The organism is Cellvibrio mixtus subsp. mixtus J3-8, assembly GCF_000766945.1.
Taxonomy (GTDB): Bacteria; Pseudomonadota; Gammaproteobacteria; order Pseudomonadales; family Cellvibrionaceae; genus Cellvibrio; species Cellvibrio mixtus_A.
The window spans coordinates 192965-209877 of the sequence record NZ_ALBT01000032.1; the positions used below are offsets into that span (position 1 = coordinate 192965).

General features: G+C 45.9%; 12 protein-coding genes. 7 read left to right on the forward strand and 5 right to left on the reverse strand.

Translation table 11 applies throughout. From position 1 onward, the window contains the following. The first annotated feature begins 296 nt into the window (after window positions 1-296). Together aceE and aceF are read left to right on the forward strand one after the other, a co-directional pair. Window positions 297-2948: a pyruvate dehydrogenase (acetyl-transferring), homodimeric type gene (aceE, locus tag A596_RS00850; RefSeq protein ID WP_039911956.1), complete on the forward strand. Its 2652-nt coding sequence runs from the start codon at window positions 297-299 to the stop codon at window positions 2946-2948. Between the two features lie 94 nt (window positions 2949-3042). Then, window positions 3043-4635 (forward strand): dihydrolipoyllysine-residue acetyltransferase, encoded by a 1593-nt coding sequence (aceF, locus tag A596_RS00855; RefSeq protein ID WP_039911957.1) that lies wholly within the window; start codon window positions 3043-3045, stop codon window positions 4633-4635. 200 nt (window positions 4636-4835) lie between these two features. Here aceF and A596_RS00860 read toward each other — a convergent pair whose 3' ends face one another. Together A596_RS00860 and mobA are read right to left on the reverse strand one after the other, a co-directional pair. Then, the gene (locus tag A596_RS00860) at window positions 4836-5273 is read right to left on the reverse strand and encodes a VanZ family protein (protein WP_235425587.1); all 438 of its coding nucleotides are present in this window, start codon (window positions 5271-5273) and stop codon (window positions 4836-4838) included. Window positions 5274-5312: 39 nt separating this feature from the next. Next, a complete protein-coding gene (mobA, locus tag A596_RS00865) occupies window positions 5313-5936 on the reverse strand; it encodes a molybdenum cofactor guanylyltransferase MobA (RefSeq protein ID WP_039911958.1) in 624 nt (207 codons plus the stop codon). 284 nt (window positions 5937-6220) lie between these two features. Between mobA and A596_RS00870 the strand changes: the two genes are divergently transcribed. Beyond that, window positions 6221-7666 (forward strand): catalase, encoded by a 1446-nt coding sequence (locus tag A596_RS00870; RefSeq protein WP_039911959.1) that lies wholly within the window; start codon window positions 6221-6223, stop codon window positions 7664-7666. A 113-nt stretch (window positions 7667-7779) separates the two neighbouring features. Here the strand turns inward: A596_RS00870 and A596_RS00875 are convergent, their stop codons facing one another. Then, window positions 7780-9069 (reverse strand): O-acetylhomoserine aminocarboxypropyltransferase/cysteine synthase family protein, encoded by a 1290-nt coding sequence (locus tag A596_RS00875; protein WP_039911960.1) that lies wholly within the window; start codon window positions 9067-9069, stop codon window positions 7780-7782. A 508-nt stretch (window positions 9070-9577) separates the two neighbouring features. Here A596_RS00875 and A596_RS00885 point away from each other — a divergent pair. The 4 genes from A596_RS00885 to A596_RS00900 all read left to right on the forward strand — a co-directional run bounded on the left by A596_RS00885 (window position 9578) and on the right by A596_RS00900 (window position 13286). After that, complete coding sequence (locus tag A596_RS00885; protein WP_052417088.1) at window positions 9578-10351, forward strand: energy transducer TonB; 774 nt, start codon at window positions 9578-9580, stop codon at window positions 10349-10351. Window positions 10352-10452: 101 nt separating this feature from the next. Next, entirely contained in the window at window positions 10453-11202 is a 750-nt protein-coding gene (locus A596_RS00890; protein WP_052417089.1) for a MotA/TolQ/ExbB proton channel family protein, read from the forward strand. Further along, window positions 11202-11615 (forward strand): ExbD/TolR family protein, encoded by a 414-nt coding sequence (locus A596_RS00895; protein WP_039911963.1) that lies wholly within the window; start codon window positions 11202-11204, stop codon window positions 11613-11615. Before A596_RS00890 ends, A596_RS00895 begins: the two co-directional genes overlap by 1 nt. A 210-nt stretch (window positions 11616-11825) precedes the next feature. After that, window positions 11826-13286, forward strand: coding sequence for an FAD/NAD(P)-binding protein (locus tag A596_RS00900; protein WP_084127867.1), 1461 nt, complete (start codon window positions 11826-11828; stop codon window positions 13284-13286). 67 nt (window positions 13287-13353) lie between these two features. Here the strand turns inward: A596_RS00900 and A596_RS00905 are convergent, their stop codons facing one another. Both A596_RS00905 and A596_RS00910 read right to left on the reverse strand, forming a co-directional pair. Next, complete coding sequence (locus A596_RS00905) at window positions 13354-15456, reverse strand: TonB-dependent receptor (RefSeq protein WP_084127869.1); 2103 nt, start codon at window positions 15454-15456, stop codon at window positions 13354-13356. Between the two features lie 203 nt (window positions 15457-15659). Next, window positions 15660-16907 (reverse strand): hypothetical protein, encoded by a 1248-nt coding sequence (locus tag A596_RS00910; protein WP_039911965.1) that lies wholly within the window; start codon window positions 16905-16907, stop codon window positions 15660-15662. Window positions 16908-16913: the final 6 nt, after the last annotated feature.

Below are 16913 nucleotides of genomic sequence, written 5' to 3' on the forward strand. Positions count from 1 at the left end.
CTGTTGCAAACCCGATTTTTTAATAGCGTTGTTGTATTTAAAGCGCGATGGATAGTTAACAGTGCACCAAAGCTGTGCCCCTCAAAAGTGTTACCGTATGGGCTAGGGCTGGTAAAAAATTCCCACTTATGCAAGAATTCGGGGATTTTTGACACAAGAAAAAGGGATATTCCTCCTGTAACTCCATGAAAAAACTGCACATTTGTGCAAATTTTGTGCGAAGCCCAGATCCAAATTCCTATATAGATACTACTGCTACATGATGTGCGTATTTGCGCATAGCTGAGGAGATTTGAATGCTACAAGATATTGATGCCATTGAAACAAAAGAGTGGCTGGACGCCCTGAAATCAGTTGTCCGTCATGCCGGTAAAGACCGTGCTGCGGAGCTGCTGAAATCGCTGTCCGAGTCCGCCGTTAACCATGGCATTGAACAGCCTTCCTCTATACAAACTCCCTATCGCAATACCATTCCTGTAGAAAAAGAAATCAAGTTTCCAGGCGATGCCAAGCTGGAGCGCAAAATTCGTTCAATTATCCGTTGGAATGCCATGGCGATGGTCATGAAAGCCAATGATAATGATGAAGGTCTGGGGGGGCACATTGCATCCTTTGCCTCATCGGCCACCTTATATGATGTAGGTTTCAACCACTTTTTCCGCGGCAACGACGGCGACACCCCCGGCGACCTGATTTATTTCCAGGGGCATGTATCCCCAGGTATGTATGCCCGTTCATTTGTGGAGGGGCGTCTTAGCGAATCCCATTTGGATAATTTCCGTCGCGAAGTCAATGGCGGTGGCCTTTCTTCTTATCCGCACCCATGGCTGATGCCTGATTACTGGCAATTCCCGACGGTATCCATGGGCTTGGGGCCAATCAAATCTATCTATCAAGCGCGTTTTAACCGTTATATGGAAGCGCGTGGTCTAATCCCCAAAACTGACCGTAAAGTCTGGGCATTCCTGGGTGACGGTGAGTGTGACGAACCGGAAAGCCTGGGTGCTATTTCCCTTGCTACCCGCGAGAAGCTGGATAACCTGATTTTTGTGATCAACTGTAACTTGCAGCGCCTGGATGGTCCGGTGCGCGGCAACAGCAAAATTGTGCAAGAACTTGAAGGTGTATTCCGCGGTGCTGGCTGGAACGTTATTAAAGTTCTGTGGGGCCGCGGCTGGGATGACCTGCTTGCCAAAGACAAAACCGGCCTGTTGCAAAAGCGCATGGACGAAGTTGTCGATGGTGAAATGCAAAACTACAAAGCCAACGGCGGTGCATACACCCGCGAGCATTTCTTTGGCAAATATCCGGAGTTGCTGGAACTGGTCAAGGATTTGTCGGATGACGACATCATGGGCCTGGCGCGCGGTGGCCATGATTCTCATAAGGTTTACAACGCGTACTATCAAGCCGTAAACACCAAAGGAAGGCCTACCGTAATTCTTGCCCAGACTGTAAAAGGTTACGGTATGGGTTCATCCGGCGAGGCGATTAACAAAACTCACTCCGCTAAATCCCTGGCGACAGAAGATCTGAAAAAATTCCGTGATCGTTTTGAGCTGCCGATCAGCGATGAGGACTTGCCCAAGCTTCCGTACTATCGTCCGGCAGAAGACAGCCCTGAAATGCAGTATATGAAGGCGCGTCGTCAGGTATTGAAAGGTTTTGTTCCATCGCGTGATCCACGTTTTGATCCATTGCTGGTGCCTGCGCTCGACGCATTTGCGGCGCAGTTGAAGAGCACTGGCGAGCGTGAAATTTCTACTACGATGAGCTTTGTACGTATTCTGTCTTCGCTGGTAAAAGACAAGAATATCGGCAAGCAAATCGTACCGATCGTACCGGACGAAGCGCGTACCTTTGGTATGGAAGGTATGTTTAAAACCGTTGGCATCTATTCATCCGAAGGCCAAAAATACGTTCCTCACGATGCAGGCCAAATGATGTCTTACCACGAATCTGCTACTGGCCAGATTCTGGAAGAGGGTATCAACGAAGCAGGTTCCATGGCTTCCTGGATTGCTGCAGCAACGGCCTACAGCAACTACAAAAAGCCGATGATTCCGTTCTACATCTATTACTCCATGTTCGGTTTCCAACGTATTGGTGATTTGGCATGGGCAGCGGGTGATTCACAAGCGCGCGGCTTCCTGTTGGGGGCTACAGCTGGCCGTACCACGTTGAATGGCGAAGGTTTGCAGCATCAGGATGGCCACAGCCATGTATTTGCCAACACTATTCCGAATTGCCGTTCTTACGATCCGACCTATGCTTACGAGCTGGCGGTCATTATCCAGGACGGCATCAAGCGCATGTATCACGACAATGAAAACGTGTTCTATTACGTTTCATTGATGAACGAAAACTACCAGCATCCGGATATGCCTGAAGGTTCCCAAGAGGGCATTATCAAAGGTATTTACCAACTGGAAAAAGGCACGGGTAAAGCCAAGAACCGCGTACAACTGTTGGGTGCTGGTACTATTTTGCGTGAAGTGCGCTTCGCTGCTGAAATCCTGCGCAAAGACTTTGATGTTGAAGCCGATGTATGGAGTGTTACCAGTGTGAACGAATTGACCCGCGATGGCCAACGCGCCACTCGCTGGAATATGCTGAACCCCACTGCCGCTCAACGCAAACCTTATATTACCCAGGTATTGGAGGGCGCCGAAGGCCCATTCATTATCTCTACTGACAACCTGAAAACTTACTCCGAGCAACTGCGCGCTTATATTCCCGGCGATTACACAGTGTTGGGAACGGAAGGTTTTGGTCGCAGTGATACCCGTACCCAATTGCGTCATTTCTTCGAAGTTAACCGTTACTTCGTGGTAATTGCTGCACTCAAATCTTTGGCAGACCAGGGCAAGATTAAAGCCGATGTGGTCGCCAAGGCCATCAAGAAGTTTGGTATTGATCCGGAAAAAGCGGATCCATTGAGCGTATAAAACCATCGCCCTCTCACAAAGAGGGCGATGTTGTTTGTATTCTCCAAAACATTTATCAAATGTAGAAATAACCGATTAATGAGGAACTACTACAGTGGCAATTCAAACTATTAAAGTGCCTGATATTGGCGGCGCAGAAGGCGTTGAAGTAATTGAAATCTCCGTAAAAGTGGGCGATGTCGTCGCTGAAGGTGATTCAATTGTCGTGCTTGAAACGGACAAGGCTTCAATGGAAATCCCTGCTGATACATCAGGTAAGGTTGTCGCTATCAAAGTAAATATTGGCGATAAAGTATCGCAAGGCAGCCTGTTGCTGGAAGTTGAAGCAGAGGGTGCAGCTGCACCTGAACCAGCTCCCCAACCGGTAGAGCCAGCAGCGGCGGCTCCAGTTGCTGCTCCTGCGCCAGCTGCAAGTGCTGAAGTAAATCTGGTTGTTCCGGATATTGGTGGTGCTGAAGGCGTTGAGGTTATTGAAATCTCTGTAAATGTTGGCGATGAAGTTGCTGAGGGCGATTCATTGATCGTACTCGAAACGGATAAGGCATCTATGGAAATCCCTGCTGAAGCAGCAGGTAAAATTGTCAGTCTTGCTGTAAAGGTAGGCGATAAGCTTTCCCAGGGTTCAGTAATTGGCGTGTTGGCTACCAGTGGCGGAGCAATAGCTTCGGCTCCTGTTGCCGCAGTCCCGGCTAAAGCTGAAGCAGCAGCGCCTGCGCCTGCTGCAAAAGTTGACGCACCAAAATCTGCACCAGCTCCAGTTGCAGAAGTAGAGCAGACTGGTGATGTTTACGCCGGGCCAGCTGTGCGTAAACTGGCTCGTCAACTGGGTGTTGATTTGGGCAAATTAGCGGGTACTGGTCCCCGCGGTCGTTTGTTGAAGGATGACGTTCGTAGCTACGTGAAGCCAATTGTACAGGCCGCTCAATCTGGCGCACCTGTTGGTGGTGGTTCAGGTATTCCGCGTGTACCTGCAGTCGATTTCTCCAAATTTGGCGAAATTGAAACGGTGAAAATGAGCAAAGTGAAGAAAATCACTGCGGACAATATGAGCCGTAATTGGCTGAATGTGCCTCATGTTACCCAATGGGATGATGCTGATATTACTGATTTGGAAGCCTTCCGTAATGGTTTGAAAGCCGAAGCAGAAAAGCGCGGCAGCAAATTGACTCCATTGCCATTCCTGTTAAAAGCATCTGCGGCTGCATTAATTGCAGAGCCAACATTCAATGTGTCGTTACATCACGATGGCGAAAGTATCGTTCACAAAAAATATGTACATATTGGTATCGCAGTAGATACTCCTAACGGTTTGATGGTTCCGGTTATTCGTAACGTGGATAAAAAAGGCCTGTGGGAATTGACTGACGAGATCAATGCGATTGCTAAAAAAGCGCGTGATGGAAAATTGTTGCCAGCAGATATGCAAGGTGGCTGTTTCACAATCTCCAGCCTTGGTGCCGCGGGTGGCAACGGCTTTACTCCTATCGTAAATGCACCGGAAGTTGCTATCCTCGGTGTAAGTCGTGCGCAAATGAAACCTGTATGGAATGGCAAAGAGTTTGTACCGCGCAATATGCTGCCGTTGTCTCTCTCTTACGATCATCGTGCAATTAACGGTGCAGATGCTGGCCGGTTCTTCACTTACCTGACTGCTGTAATTGCTGATGTAAGACGTTTGTTGTTGTAATATCGTTTTTGTAAATGAGTTAGTAAAAGGCCAGCAAATTGCTGGCCTTTTTGTTTTTCACGAATAGATTAACCAAAAAATATCGCATAAAAACGTGGGTTATTTCAATTTGCCAATAAGGTGGTAACCAAAATTATTTTTTTACGTTTTGTTTGTATTTCTGCACCGGCAATCCTCTGGCTATGAACAAACGAACTTGTTCAGGATTCGGAAGACGTTATTTGATTATGCAAACTTGTTTTCCAATAAAGCAGTTTGGTGAAAGGTGTTATGTATTTTGTTAATAAGAAAACTATACATAACCCCAAGATAACTCCGCCGCTATTTGCCATCATATCCGCAAGGCTGAACGTGCGAGGAGGATTAAAATGCTGGCCTACTTCGATAGCAAAAGAATAAGTAATGAGGAATGCAGCACGATGCCAAAATGCCCATCCTGGACATGCAAAACTAATGGACATTGCAGCGACAGTGTAACCGGTAAAGTGCATTAATAAATCATTGAAAACCGGCACTGAATTTTCAGGGTGAGGTGTTAGCCCGAGGTAAGTATAAATCACTAACAAACAACAAAACTGGATCACACAGAGCGCTCGCCACAACATTTGCATTTCCCTCGAAAGATTTTGGAAAAGCATAACAGGCTGGCGAAATTCCGGCGATCCCGGTGCGATAGTTTATTTGACCAGGCTTACCAATGGCTCTGCGGCGTAAAGATCCTGCGGGGTGTTGATATTAAAAAATGGATCATAAGCATCTGCAGCAAATTCTACCGTTACCATTTTTTGTTGCTTGATCCAATCCTGCAATCGTGGAGCGTCTCCGGTCTGGAGTTGCTGTTCAATTTTTTCCAGGAGCGATGCATGCCAAAGCGCGAAAATTGGATGGGTGCGGTTTTTAGAGGCTGCTACTGCCAGTTGCTTATGATGAGTAACTGCCGCTTCCAACAAGCGTGCGACTACATCAGTAGGGAAAAATGGTGTATCCGATGCAAAGCTTGCCAACCACTCTGCGTTCGGGTTGTCTCCCCCCATGCGTTTCAACCCGGCATGGATTCCTGCCAATGGACCGAGGTTATTGGGAAATACGTCGGGAATAACCGGCAACCGTGTGCGCGCAAAGCGCAGGCTATTGCCATTGGCATTCAATAACAAAGACCCAACTTGAGGTTGGGCGCGCTCTACAGTCCGTTGTAGCAAGGTTTTGCCTGCAAGGGGTAGAAGGCACTTGTCGCCTCCGCCCATGCGTTTGGCTAGGCCGCCGGCCAGGATGATGCCGACAACGGATTGGGAAATACTCATAGGTCTTTCTGGCTGGGTCAGGATCATCGTCTAGGATTATTTAAGCGCACATCCCGGCATGCTGGCGCGTTAATCCTTGTCTGTCGTAGTGTCTAGTTTAGCTGTTGCCAAGGTTCAGAACCATGATTTTTATGTGATGGTTTTGTTTGAAGGGAAAATTACTGCAATTAATTAAAAAACTATTGATTCAATATTTATAATTGATTTTTTATATTTAAGGCAATCACATAGTATGGTTGCATATTCCGAGCAACTTTGTTAACTAAAAATGGATGGATGTAACTATGAGTAAAATCGATTTGACTACCTCCGCTGGCGCACCCGTTGCTGACGATAACAACAGCATCAGTGTTGGGCCGCGCGGCCCGCTTACGTTTGATAACCATTACCTGTTTGAAAAACTCGCGCATTTTAATCGAGAGCGTGTCCCCGAGCGCGTAGTGCATGCCCGCGGTACCGGAGCTTACGGTCACTTCACCTTGAGCAAAAGTTTAAGCGAATACAGTGTTGCAGACTTTTTACAAAAAGTTGGCGACAAAACTGAAGTATTTTTGCGTTTCTCCACCGTCGGTGGTGGCCAGGACTCCAGTGACTATGCGCGTGATCCACGTGGTTTTGCGGTGAAGTTTTACACTCGCCAGGGTAACTATGATGTTGTTGGCAACAACACACCGGTATTCTTCCTGAATGATCCAATTAAATTCCCTGATTTTATCCATTCGCAAAAGAAAAACCCGCAAACCAATTTACCGGACCCTGCGGCTGCGTATGAATTCTGGGCCAACCATCCGCAATCGTTACATCAAATGACGATATTGATGTCTGATCGCGGTATCCCGTTGTCCTATCGCCACGTTCACGGTTTTAGTTCGCACACATTAAGTTTGTGGAACGATAAAGGTGAGCGCTATTGGGTAAAATGGCATTTCAAAACTAACCAGGGCATTAAAACCCTGACGGATGAAGAAGCCGCAAAACAACCTCCGTTTGGTGCGCAAAAAGATTTGGTTGATGCGATTAATCGCGGTGAATTTCCGAGTTGGACAGTCAAAATCCAGATTATGACTCAACAACAAGCGGAGACGTATCATATTAATCCCTTTGATTTAACCAAAGTTTGGCCACACAAAGATTACCCGTTAATTGAAATTGGCCAGCTTGAATTAAATCGCAACGTACAAAATTATTTTGCTGAAACCGAGCAATCGGCATTTGCGCCTAGCAATCTCGTTCCAGGTACCGGTGGATCGCCTGATAAAATGTTGCAAGCACGTATGCTTGCTTATCAGGATGCGCACCGCTATCGCGTGGGTGTGAACCACAATCAATTACCTGTGAATGCACCCCGTTGCCCGGTGAACCACTACCAGCGTGACGGTGCAGCGGCAGGTTGCCCGTTTGGTCACGGTAACCAGGTACAAACCAGTGGCGCAAATTATTATCCGAATGATCGTGCAGGGCAGGGCTATCCCGAACCAAATCCGGCTTACCGTGAACCGCCGATGGTATTGAGTAACGCTGTAGTTGATCGCTACGATCAATTAAGTGAGGATTATTATTCTCAGGCTGGTGATTTATTCCGCTTGATGAGCGCTGATCAAAAATCGCAACTCACCCGTAATATTGCAGGTGGTTTATCGCAAGCTAATGCATCCATCCAGGAGCGTATGTTGGGATATTTGCATAAAGCGGATCCTGAATATGCAGCGATGGTGAAAGCATTATTGTAATTTTTTAACTCGATAAAAAAGGCACTGAAGAAATTCAGTGCCTTTTATTTTTAATAATTTGAACAGCAACGCAAGGAAAATATTTAACGATGTATGGTTTGGTTCGCCGTCGATTACACTTTTTCCAAAGCTTGTTTCAAATCTGCAAATAAATCATCAATGTGTTCAATGCCCACCGATAATCTCACTGTGTCGAATCCAACGCCTGCTTTAGCCAATTCTTCGGGGGATAATTGGCGGTGTGTCGTGGAAGCAGGGTGGGTGGCCAGGGATTTTGCATCGCCGATATTTACCAGGCGAGTGAATAATTGCAACGCATCCAGAAAGCGGGCGCCAGCTTCGCGACCATCATCAGCCTTTAAACCAAAAGTTAATAAACCTGATGCCTTTCCGCCCAAATATTTTTGTGCAAGCTCATAATAACGATTGCCTGGTAAGCCTGCGTAGTTTACCCAGCTTACTTTCGGATGGCTTTGCAGGTATTCAGCAATTTTTTGCGTGTTGTCATTGATGCGCTCGAGGCGCAATGCCAATGTTTCTATTCCCTGTAAAATCAGGAATGCATTAAACGGTGAAAGTGCCGCACCGGTATTGCGCAGTGGTACTACACGCGCTCGGCCAATATACGCAGCGGCGCCAAGAGCCTCGGTGTACACCACACCGTGATAACTCACATCAGGTTCATTCAAGCGTTTGAATTTCTCTTTATGGTTCGCCCAGGGAAACTTTCCGGAATCGACAATGGCACCACCAACAGTAGTGCCATGGCCACCCATATATTTAGTCAATGAATGCACAACAATATCCGCTCCATGTTCAATGGGGCGTAACAAATAAGGTGTAGCAACAGTATTGTCCACAATTAATGGCACACCGTGACGGTGAGCAATTTCAGCAATGCGCGCAATATCGGTGACATTTCCTTGTGGATTACCCAATGACTCTACAAAAATAGCTTTGGTTCGTTCATCGATTAAGGGTTCAAAACTATCCGGATTTAGATGGTCAGCAAAGCGTGTAGTGATTCCGTATTGCGGTAATGTGTGCGCAAATAAATTATAAGTACCCCCGTAAAGCGCCGTTGAAGAAACAATATTGTCACCCGCTTCAGCAATTGTTTGTATCGCATAGGTCACCGCCGCTTGGCCGGATGCCAGCGCCAACGCGGCAATACCGCCTTCAAGTGCGGCGACGCGCTTTTCCAGCACATCATTGGTGGGGTTCATAATGCGGGTATAAATATTACCTGCAACTTTTAAATCAAATAAATCCGCGCCATGTTGCGCATTATCAAATGCATAGGCAACTGTTTGGTAAATGGGCACTGCAACTGATTTCGTGGTGGGATCAGGTGTGTACCCTGCGTGCACAGATTGTGTTTCAAATTTCCAGGTTTCAGACATGAATTACTCCGTTTTATGCGTAATAGTGCTATGAAAAAAGCAGTGAAAGTCGATTCTAACGACCTGGTGTACCTTTCTGAACTTCAATTAATTCATAAGCTTATGCCATTTTTTCAATATTATTTTTGAAATAAATGTGAATGGGTTTCTGCTTTATTTTGAACACAATTTATTCCCCTCCGCTAAAAAAAACTGCTGGATATTCACCAGTCCTTCTGATTATAAATTAACAATTTTGACGCTGGGTTGTATACATCATTGGAAAATATTTCCAATTTATCTTGTGGTGATAAAAATTAAGATGCCGGTTTTCAAGGAGTTAAAAGGCGGCGGCATTTTTTTAAGGATTGAACACTAATATTTTTATTCATTGGCACACTTGCTGCAAAACCTTGGGCAAGTGAATATTTATGCCAGCACACAATGATGGATAAATGTTTACCAATTGTTGTTTTTTATTGTCGCCACAAGCGATTTTGGTAAGCCCTCTGTTGGGCGGGAGTCATTTATGAGTGCTCATGCATACTCGGAACCCTATAGTTATGATCGTCGCCATGCGCGGCATCAGTTGCGTACACAACCTGCAACAACGCCGCGAAAATCAGCGGATATCGTCAAGTTAATTCCACGTGAATATAGCCGTGAAAAACAAATTGAATTGGTGTACCCGAAATACCGCGGTGCATTAGGTTTTATTGCGCTGGCATTTATTATCGGTTTGCATTTTGCCGGTTTTGCCTATTTTTATTTCAAGCCGGTGATAGAAGTGCCGATCACTAAAGCAGAAATTCCCCCGATGACAGTAGAGCTTTATCGTCCTCCGGTAGAGCAACCACCTCCACCAGTAATTCCACCACCTGAAGAAGTACCACCGCCTCCAAAAGTGGAAAAACCGAAACCCAAACCGGTTGAAAAACCAAAACCGGTACCAGTGGAGCAAGTGGTAGAAACGCCACCGCCACCACCGCAACCGGTTGCACCGCCACCACCACCGCCAATTACACCGGCTACTGCAAATCCAGGTTATTTGCGTAACCCGGCACCGGAATATCCGGAGTTGGCAGTGGAGCGTGGATGGGAAGGGACGGTAATTTTAAATGTACATGTATTGGGGAATGGCAAGCCATCATCAGTAGAAGTGAAAATCTCCAGTGGGCGCAATGTGTTGGATACCGCTGCGGTACAAACAGTAAGGCGCTGGTCATTCGTACCGGCAAAGCAAGGTGAAACACCAGTAGATTCCTGGGTAGAAGTGCCCATCGATTTTAAATTATCTAATTAATCCGGCACCAGGATTTTTGAGATTACATTTTAAATATTGTTTGGATGAAAAACCGAACTGACGTTTTTCAATTACATTTTTGTTAATTAGGAATAGAGATTATGTCTGAGCTGTACCAACATATCGTTGAGTGGACTTTGTGGGCCCTTATTGCTGTTTCAATTGTTACCTGGACCCTGATTGTTATAAAAGGCATTCAACATTTTACTTTGTCACGCCAAAATCGTCGCTTTATTAAAACATTTTGGTCATCTCCTGATTTGCACGCTGCTGCCTCGTTTGAGAAATATGTAGGTGCCACAGCGCGTGTTGCTGCCGCGGGCTTCCAAACATTGCGCAACGCAGATGCAAGCACCGCTACTGATCTGGAGCACAGTTGGGATCGCCAGGATTTGCTGGAGCGCCATTTGCGCCAACAAATCCAGAAGGAGCGCCGTTCACTGGAAAATGGTTTGGCAATTCTCGCATCAATTGGTAATACCGCGCCGTTCGTAGGTTTGTTTGGTACTGTATTCGGAATTATCCAGGCGCTTACGCAAATTACCGCTAGTAAATCGGCGAGTATTGAAGTGGTTGCGGGTCCAATTGGTGAGGCACTAATTGCAACAGGAATCGGCATCGCAGTTGCCGTACCTTCTGTGTTGGCTTACAACTTTTTCTTGCGTCGTGTGAAGTTAATTGCAGCGGATTTGGATGATTTTGCCACTGACTTTGTCAGCCTGGTACAAAAAGCAGGTTTCCGTATTAAAGCCTCCGCTCCTGTTGTTAAAGCAGCCCAGGTTCAACCTGAGCGTGACGGTAGCAAATCCGAATTGAATAAACCCGATACCGGTAAAGAGGTATTTGCATAATGGCAATTTCAAGCAGTAGTGATAGTGATGAAGTTTTAAGCGAGATTAATATTACACCGATGGTGGATGTAATGTTGGTACTGCTAGTGGTGTTTATTATTACTGCACCGCTCATGACTAATGCGATCAATGTAAATTTACCGGATACAGAAACAACGGTCAAAATCGAAGAGCCGAAAAAACCATTAGTACTTAGTATCGATGCCGAAGGGAAAATCTATCTGGATAAAGATGAATACTCATTGGAAATTATCCGCCAGGAATTGGAAAGCCGTAAGGCAGCTGATCCTGAATTGCGCTTGAATCTTAATGCGGATGAAACGGTCGATTATGGTGTAGTAGCCAAAGTCATGGTGCTGGTTGAAAAAGCGGGTATCGAGCGGCTTTCTGTAGTTACTGAAGCAGGTAGCTAATTATTTCCTTGCCATAAATTCGCTATCAGCAAAAAAGCAATAATTAATTAATAAAAATTTAAAGCAGTAAGCAAAAAAACGGTGTACAAGGAGGTTATTTTTATTCAGTATCTGTAAAATCATGCATTCATAATGATGCATGTTTTTTAAGCTGATGCATTGTGACGTTGATGCGTTTTCAAACAGATATATTCTAAATAGGTAGTTGTTTTGCCCGATACCCTACACAGGAAGAATCTGGTCATTATTGGTTGTGGCGCCTCTGCTGTGATTTTGCTGGCAGCTTTGGCAAAACTGCATGCTGCAACCAAAACCCCCTCACTCACGATCAAGATTGTCGATGATAATCCTGCTGCACCACGCGGGTTAGCTTATGCAGTTACACACCCGTCGTTGGTTTTAAATGTCCCTGCGCAGCGGATGGGTGTTTATACCAATGATCCCGCGCACTTTTATCAGTGGTTACAACAGTCTGATCAATGGCGGCAATTACATCCCGATTTTTCTGACCTGATTGTCCATCCCGATGACTTTGTCCCGCGCATGATTTATGGCGAATACTTGTGTCAGGTGTTAAAGGAATCGGTTGCACGGCTTGAACAATGTGGCAATAGCATCGAGTTCATTGCGGAGCGGGCTATTACCGTTAATGCTGCGAACGATAATGGCGTATGCATTACTACGAATCAGCATCGTAACCTTATTGCTGATTCATTGGTTGTTGCTACAGGTAATTATCCAGCCTTCCATAATCCTGTCACGTCCCATTCAATTTTTGCATCACCTTACTGTGTATCTGCGAACGCATGCGATTGGCAACAGCAACGTGACCTGGTGTTAATTGGTTCGGGGTTAAGTGCGGTAGATGCTGTGCAAATGGCCCTGTCCCGAGGGTTTAAGGGACGCTTCCATGTATTCTCCGGGCATGGCCTTTTGCCTTTAGCGCATCAAGAGGTGCACCATCAGCAGATGGTGCCGGTATTTAATTCGAATGCGCAATCTGCGCGAACTTTGCTGCGCGATGTACGCGCTTATATTCGCTCCAATCAGCAAACGGGAATTGCCTGGCAGGATAGTATCAACCAGCTACGTGCACTTAATAACCAAATCTGGAGTAATTTGCCGGAAAAAGAGCGGGTCCGTATCCGCAAATTTTTTCCCTGGTGGAATGTTGCCCGCCATCGTATTCCTGCAAAAATTTATCAGCGTCTTACGTCCCTGGAAGCGCAAGGGCGTTTGCGTATACATAAAGCAAAAGTAACGCGTATTGATGCAGTCGCGAACGGGTTTCAACTCACGCTGTATTCGAATAAGGCGCTGTCTATCCATTCCCGTTATAAAAAAGTAAAAGTGCTGGCGGATAAAGCGATGATCTGCGCCGGTTATGCCCCCGGTTTTCGATTTACGCAATTGCTCTGCATCGGCTTATTAAAAGATGAAAATCAATTGTGTGCAGAATTAGGTAAACCCGAACACAATTTTTCTTTGTCAGCACAATATGAAATTTATGGCATCGGGCCGGCATTGGGTGGCGTTTTATTTGAAACTACTGCAATCCATGAAATCCGTCAGCAAGCGCATTCAATAGCTGTATCACTTTATAGTAATAATTTTTTGCCCAGGCCTAACAATGTGCAGGACGCGATTGCTTTAATAACGCCTGCTTTATAGATGTGCGGGATTGGCATAATGCACCTGATAATCCTTGGGATTCGGTGCGCTATGCCATTATCCGGTTTTAAAAGTGATACTCAACCTTTGCGCGTAACGTGCGCGGCTCTGCAGGGTGATAATGCAAATCCTCTACACCCTCTTCAGGTTCACCGGGCAAGCGTGAAGCATAATAGTAATCAATGTCGTGTTCGTCGCTATCCAGTAAATTATGAATTTCCAATTCAATCGTGGTTTTTTCCCAACGATAACCCAAACCAAGATTCACCGTGCTGGTGGAGTCCGCTTTTATTCGGTCAAAGCTTTCGAGCACGCGCGCACCAAAATAACGATATCGTAACGATCCTTGTAAGCCGTTACGATTACCGCCGTAGCTAATCCCTGTACTCGCCACAAAAGGCACAGAACCGTCTACATATTTGCCTTCTTCCCGGATATTTTCGCTAAACCGCGCGCGCGTCCATGCCAATTCCACATCCAGGTTCCAGGAGGAGTCGAACCAGAAATAACTCGCAATTTCCGCACCGGTACGTTTGGATGCGCGGCTTGCCTCGTTGTGACCGGCGTCGCCGATAAAAATTAATTCCGATTCGGATTCCAGGTACCACAATGATGTGGAAATATTAAAGCGCTGTTGGTCGAACACGCGTACGCCGATTTCTGCCCCTTTGGATGGCACAATTAATTCCACCGCATCGGCGGGTTCTAATGAAACCGGGTCAACAGTAAGCGTTGCTCCGCGTGCATCGTTGGAGTGAAATCCTTGCCCGGCATTAATAAAGCCTTCGAGTTGATCGCTGAATAAATAAGTGGTGCCAGCTTTCACGCTGAATTTTCCTTGCGATGCATCGCCACTGTTTTCATTAATATTACTGTTTACATCAACTGTGAAATAGTCGTAGCGGCCACCTATGTGCGCGCTGAATTTATCCGTAACACTGATGGTGCTTTGCGCAAAAATCCCACCGGATGCTTCATCAACAGAATCCTCTCTTACCGTACTGATCGTTTCACGCGTTTTGGTTTTATATAAACCGACTTTGCCGATATCGTCATAACGAAATTCACTGCCGATTAGATTGGCCACCGGTTTGCCAAGCCATTCGGAGTCCCAATGCCGGGACAGGGCGCCACCATAAATATTGCGTTCGTCTTCTTGTTTATATTGATCGCCATTAACGGGATCATCGAGAAAATAGGTGAAGTCAGCAATAAGCTGCAAATCGGAATGAATTGCATAGGCATTGGCTTTCCAGAGTTGATTATTCCATTGGCTGGATAAACTGTAGCGACTGGATTCACCATTGTTGGTGGTGTTAAGTGAACCGTATTCGTCAATAATGCCTTGCTCAACAGCGCGCGCAGGAATCTGGTCGGGTGAATTCCAGCTATTGTCGTACCCCATAAAGGTAAGCGTAAAATTTCCGTCCGTTAATGGATTAATATAACGTGCGTTAACAGCAGTTTTATCAACATCTTCATTTAAGCTGGTCCAGGGGCCATCGGAAATTTGCCGTTCTGCGCCCAACAATAATCGACCTTGGGTGAGTTCAACATCACCGGCACCTAATAAGCGGCCGTAATTATTTTCGCCACCGGTAAATGCGAGCAAATTTTCATCCAGGCGATTTTTAAGTTTAAAAGCGGCTGCACCTGCGCCGGAAAAGTCACCCACTTCTGCGTAGTAAGCGCCTTTGCGATAATCGATGCTGCCAATCAATTCGGGAATAATAAAATTTAAATCGGTATAACCCTGGCCGTGACCATGGGTACGCATGTTGATCGGCATTCCATCGATACTGCTATTAAAATCAGTGCCGTGGTCAAGGTTGAATCCACGCAAAAAATATTGGTTGGCTTTACCGGAACCGCTGTGTTGGGTAACGATCATGCCCGGAACAAATTCCAATATTTCACCTGTGCGCAACACCGGGCGGTTTTCAATATCTGCACTACCAACGGTACCTTCTGCAGCAGAAAGTTTTTTCCCGATCTGGTTTAACTGGTGACCAAGCACTACCACCGTTTCCAGTCGGGTATTTTTTGTATCTGCTGGGGCGATTGTTGCAACGGAAGTGTTGCTGCTCGCGCTGTCTGCAGCAATAGAATGAGTTGCACCGGTGACGATTACTAATGCGAGCGGCAATGGTTTTAACGAAAAATATTTCATGGGAATCAACCTGAGATAAAAACCTGGAAGTAATTGGCAATAGCCCAGAGTGTGCATAATGAAACAGGGAATCCAGTTAAGTACGGTTATAACTGATGAAATTAACGTTAATCCATGGGCGGCAAGGCGCATGCTGCAATGAAAGTGCTTATTGGGTGTTAAGTGTTGATCGTTATATGAACGGGAATAAAATTATTCTGTGATTAATTTTCGGATGTGCGGGATTTAATATTTACCGGTTGCGCGACACCGATATTGTTTCCAACGGCATTTGCCTGGTAAACGGCTTCAAAAAAAGGCGCGGAATTATTTTCTGCAAGCGTTTCCAGGGCATTGGCATTACTGGCGATATTGGCCAGCTCAATCAAACCGGAATCACGCACACCCGCGATAATCACGAAACGGTTATTTGCCGGTCCAGTGAAACTGGCAAGGTAGGCGTAATGGTGTTGGGTGTTGGCGGGTGCACCGGGAATGCTGCGGGTATTGATGTAACGAGTTCCACTTTCTTTATCGACTAATTCATCAAAACCGCTATCACCGATTGTGAAATGCGATTGTGCAAACACCTGATCGGATAACAAACCCAAACCACTTAAATGGCCAATATATACGATGTTGTTTGTTCGCAATTGTTCGGCAGTTAATTGCGAAGCCATGACTGTTTGCACCGGTTTATCAGTAGTATTAATAATCGGGCTGATTTTCGTGAGTGCTTGTGCAGAACTGGTGGGCAGGTAACTTAATCCTACATCAAATTTGTGTTCAGCTTGTTCGGGGTACAGTTGTAAATAGCTGGCCAGGTCGATAGGCGAATTGATATCAAAATCACGCACTAACCGGTTTACGTTGGAACCATTTTCACTTTCGGCAAAAATGTAATAATCGCCCAATACCAACAGGATGGGTTTGTTATCGGCAAGCAGCGGTTGCCATAAAATAGTTTGTCGAACGTCTGGGAGGGCTGAAGGGGGGCGCCAGAAATATAGAAGCGCCAGGTTAACAACGAGGAGTGCAATAATAATTGCGCCCAAAAATCGATTGGTCATTCGGATTTTCGGAAAGTTAGTGATGCTCCTGGCATTTTCCCCAGTGTATTTAACTTCATCGCGCGCTTGTAATACCAACCGGTATTCACCTTTGGGCAATTGCAAACGGTGAGAAAATGTATTGCCCTCATTACCATAAAAATCATCAAGCTTGCGTCGCAATTTATGCATATAAACACGGACGAGCGCATCCTGGGTTACATCGAAACTTTCTTCGCGCCCCAAACCGTCAATGGCGATTTCCAATTCCTTGGGCGTTTTATTATCCAGATAACATTGGTAAAGATATTCAAATAAACTATGCAGATGGGTGCTGCGGGCAAGAATGCCGCTTGAACGAATTCGTGCGGCATGTATTTCCAATTGCTGTGATGCACTGTCGTTATCGATTCGTGGTTGCATCGTTTA

Coding starts and splice junctions, on each gene's coding strand:
- aceE (WP_039911956.1), top strand. CDS start 297: ATGCTACAAGATATTGATGCCATTGAAACAAAAGAGTGGCTGGACGCC.
- A596_RS00860 (WP_235425587.1), bottom strand. CDS start 5,273: ATGCTTTTCCAAAATCTTTCGAGGGAAATGCAAATGTTGTGGCGAGCG.
- mobA (WP_039911958.1), bottom strand. CDS start 5,936: ATGAGTATTTCCCAATCCGTTGTCGGCATCATCCTGGCCGGCGGCCTA.
- A596_RS00870 (WP_039911959.1), top strand. CDS start 6,221: ATGAGTAAAATCGATTTGACTACCTCCGCTGGCGCACCCGTTGCTGAC.
- A596_RS00875 (WP_039911960.1), bottom strand. CDS start 9,069: ATGTCTGAAACCTGGAAATTTGAAACACAATCTGTGCACGCAGGGTAC.
- A596_RS00885 (WP_052417088.1), top strand. CDS start 9,578: ATGAGTGCTCATGCATACTCGGAACCCTATAGTTATGATCGTCGCCAT.
- A596_RS00890 (WP_052417089.1), top strand. CDS start 10,453: ATGTCTGAGCTGTACCAACATATCGTTGAGTGGACTTTGTGGGCCCTT.
- A596_RS00895 (WP_039911963.1), top strand. CDS start 11,202: ATGGCAATTTCAAGCAGTAGTGATAGTGATGAAGTTTTAAGCGAGATT.
- A596_RS00905 (WP_084127869.1), bottom strand. CDS start 15,456: ATGAAATATTTTTCGTTAAAACCATTGCCGCTCGCATTAGTAATCGTC.
- A596_RS00910 (WP_039911965.1), bottom strand. CDS start 16,907: ATGCAACCACGAATCGATAACGACAGTGCATCACAGCAATTGGAAATA.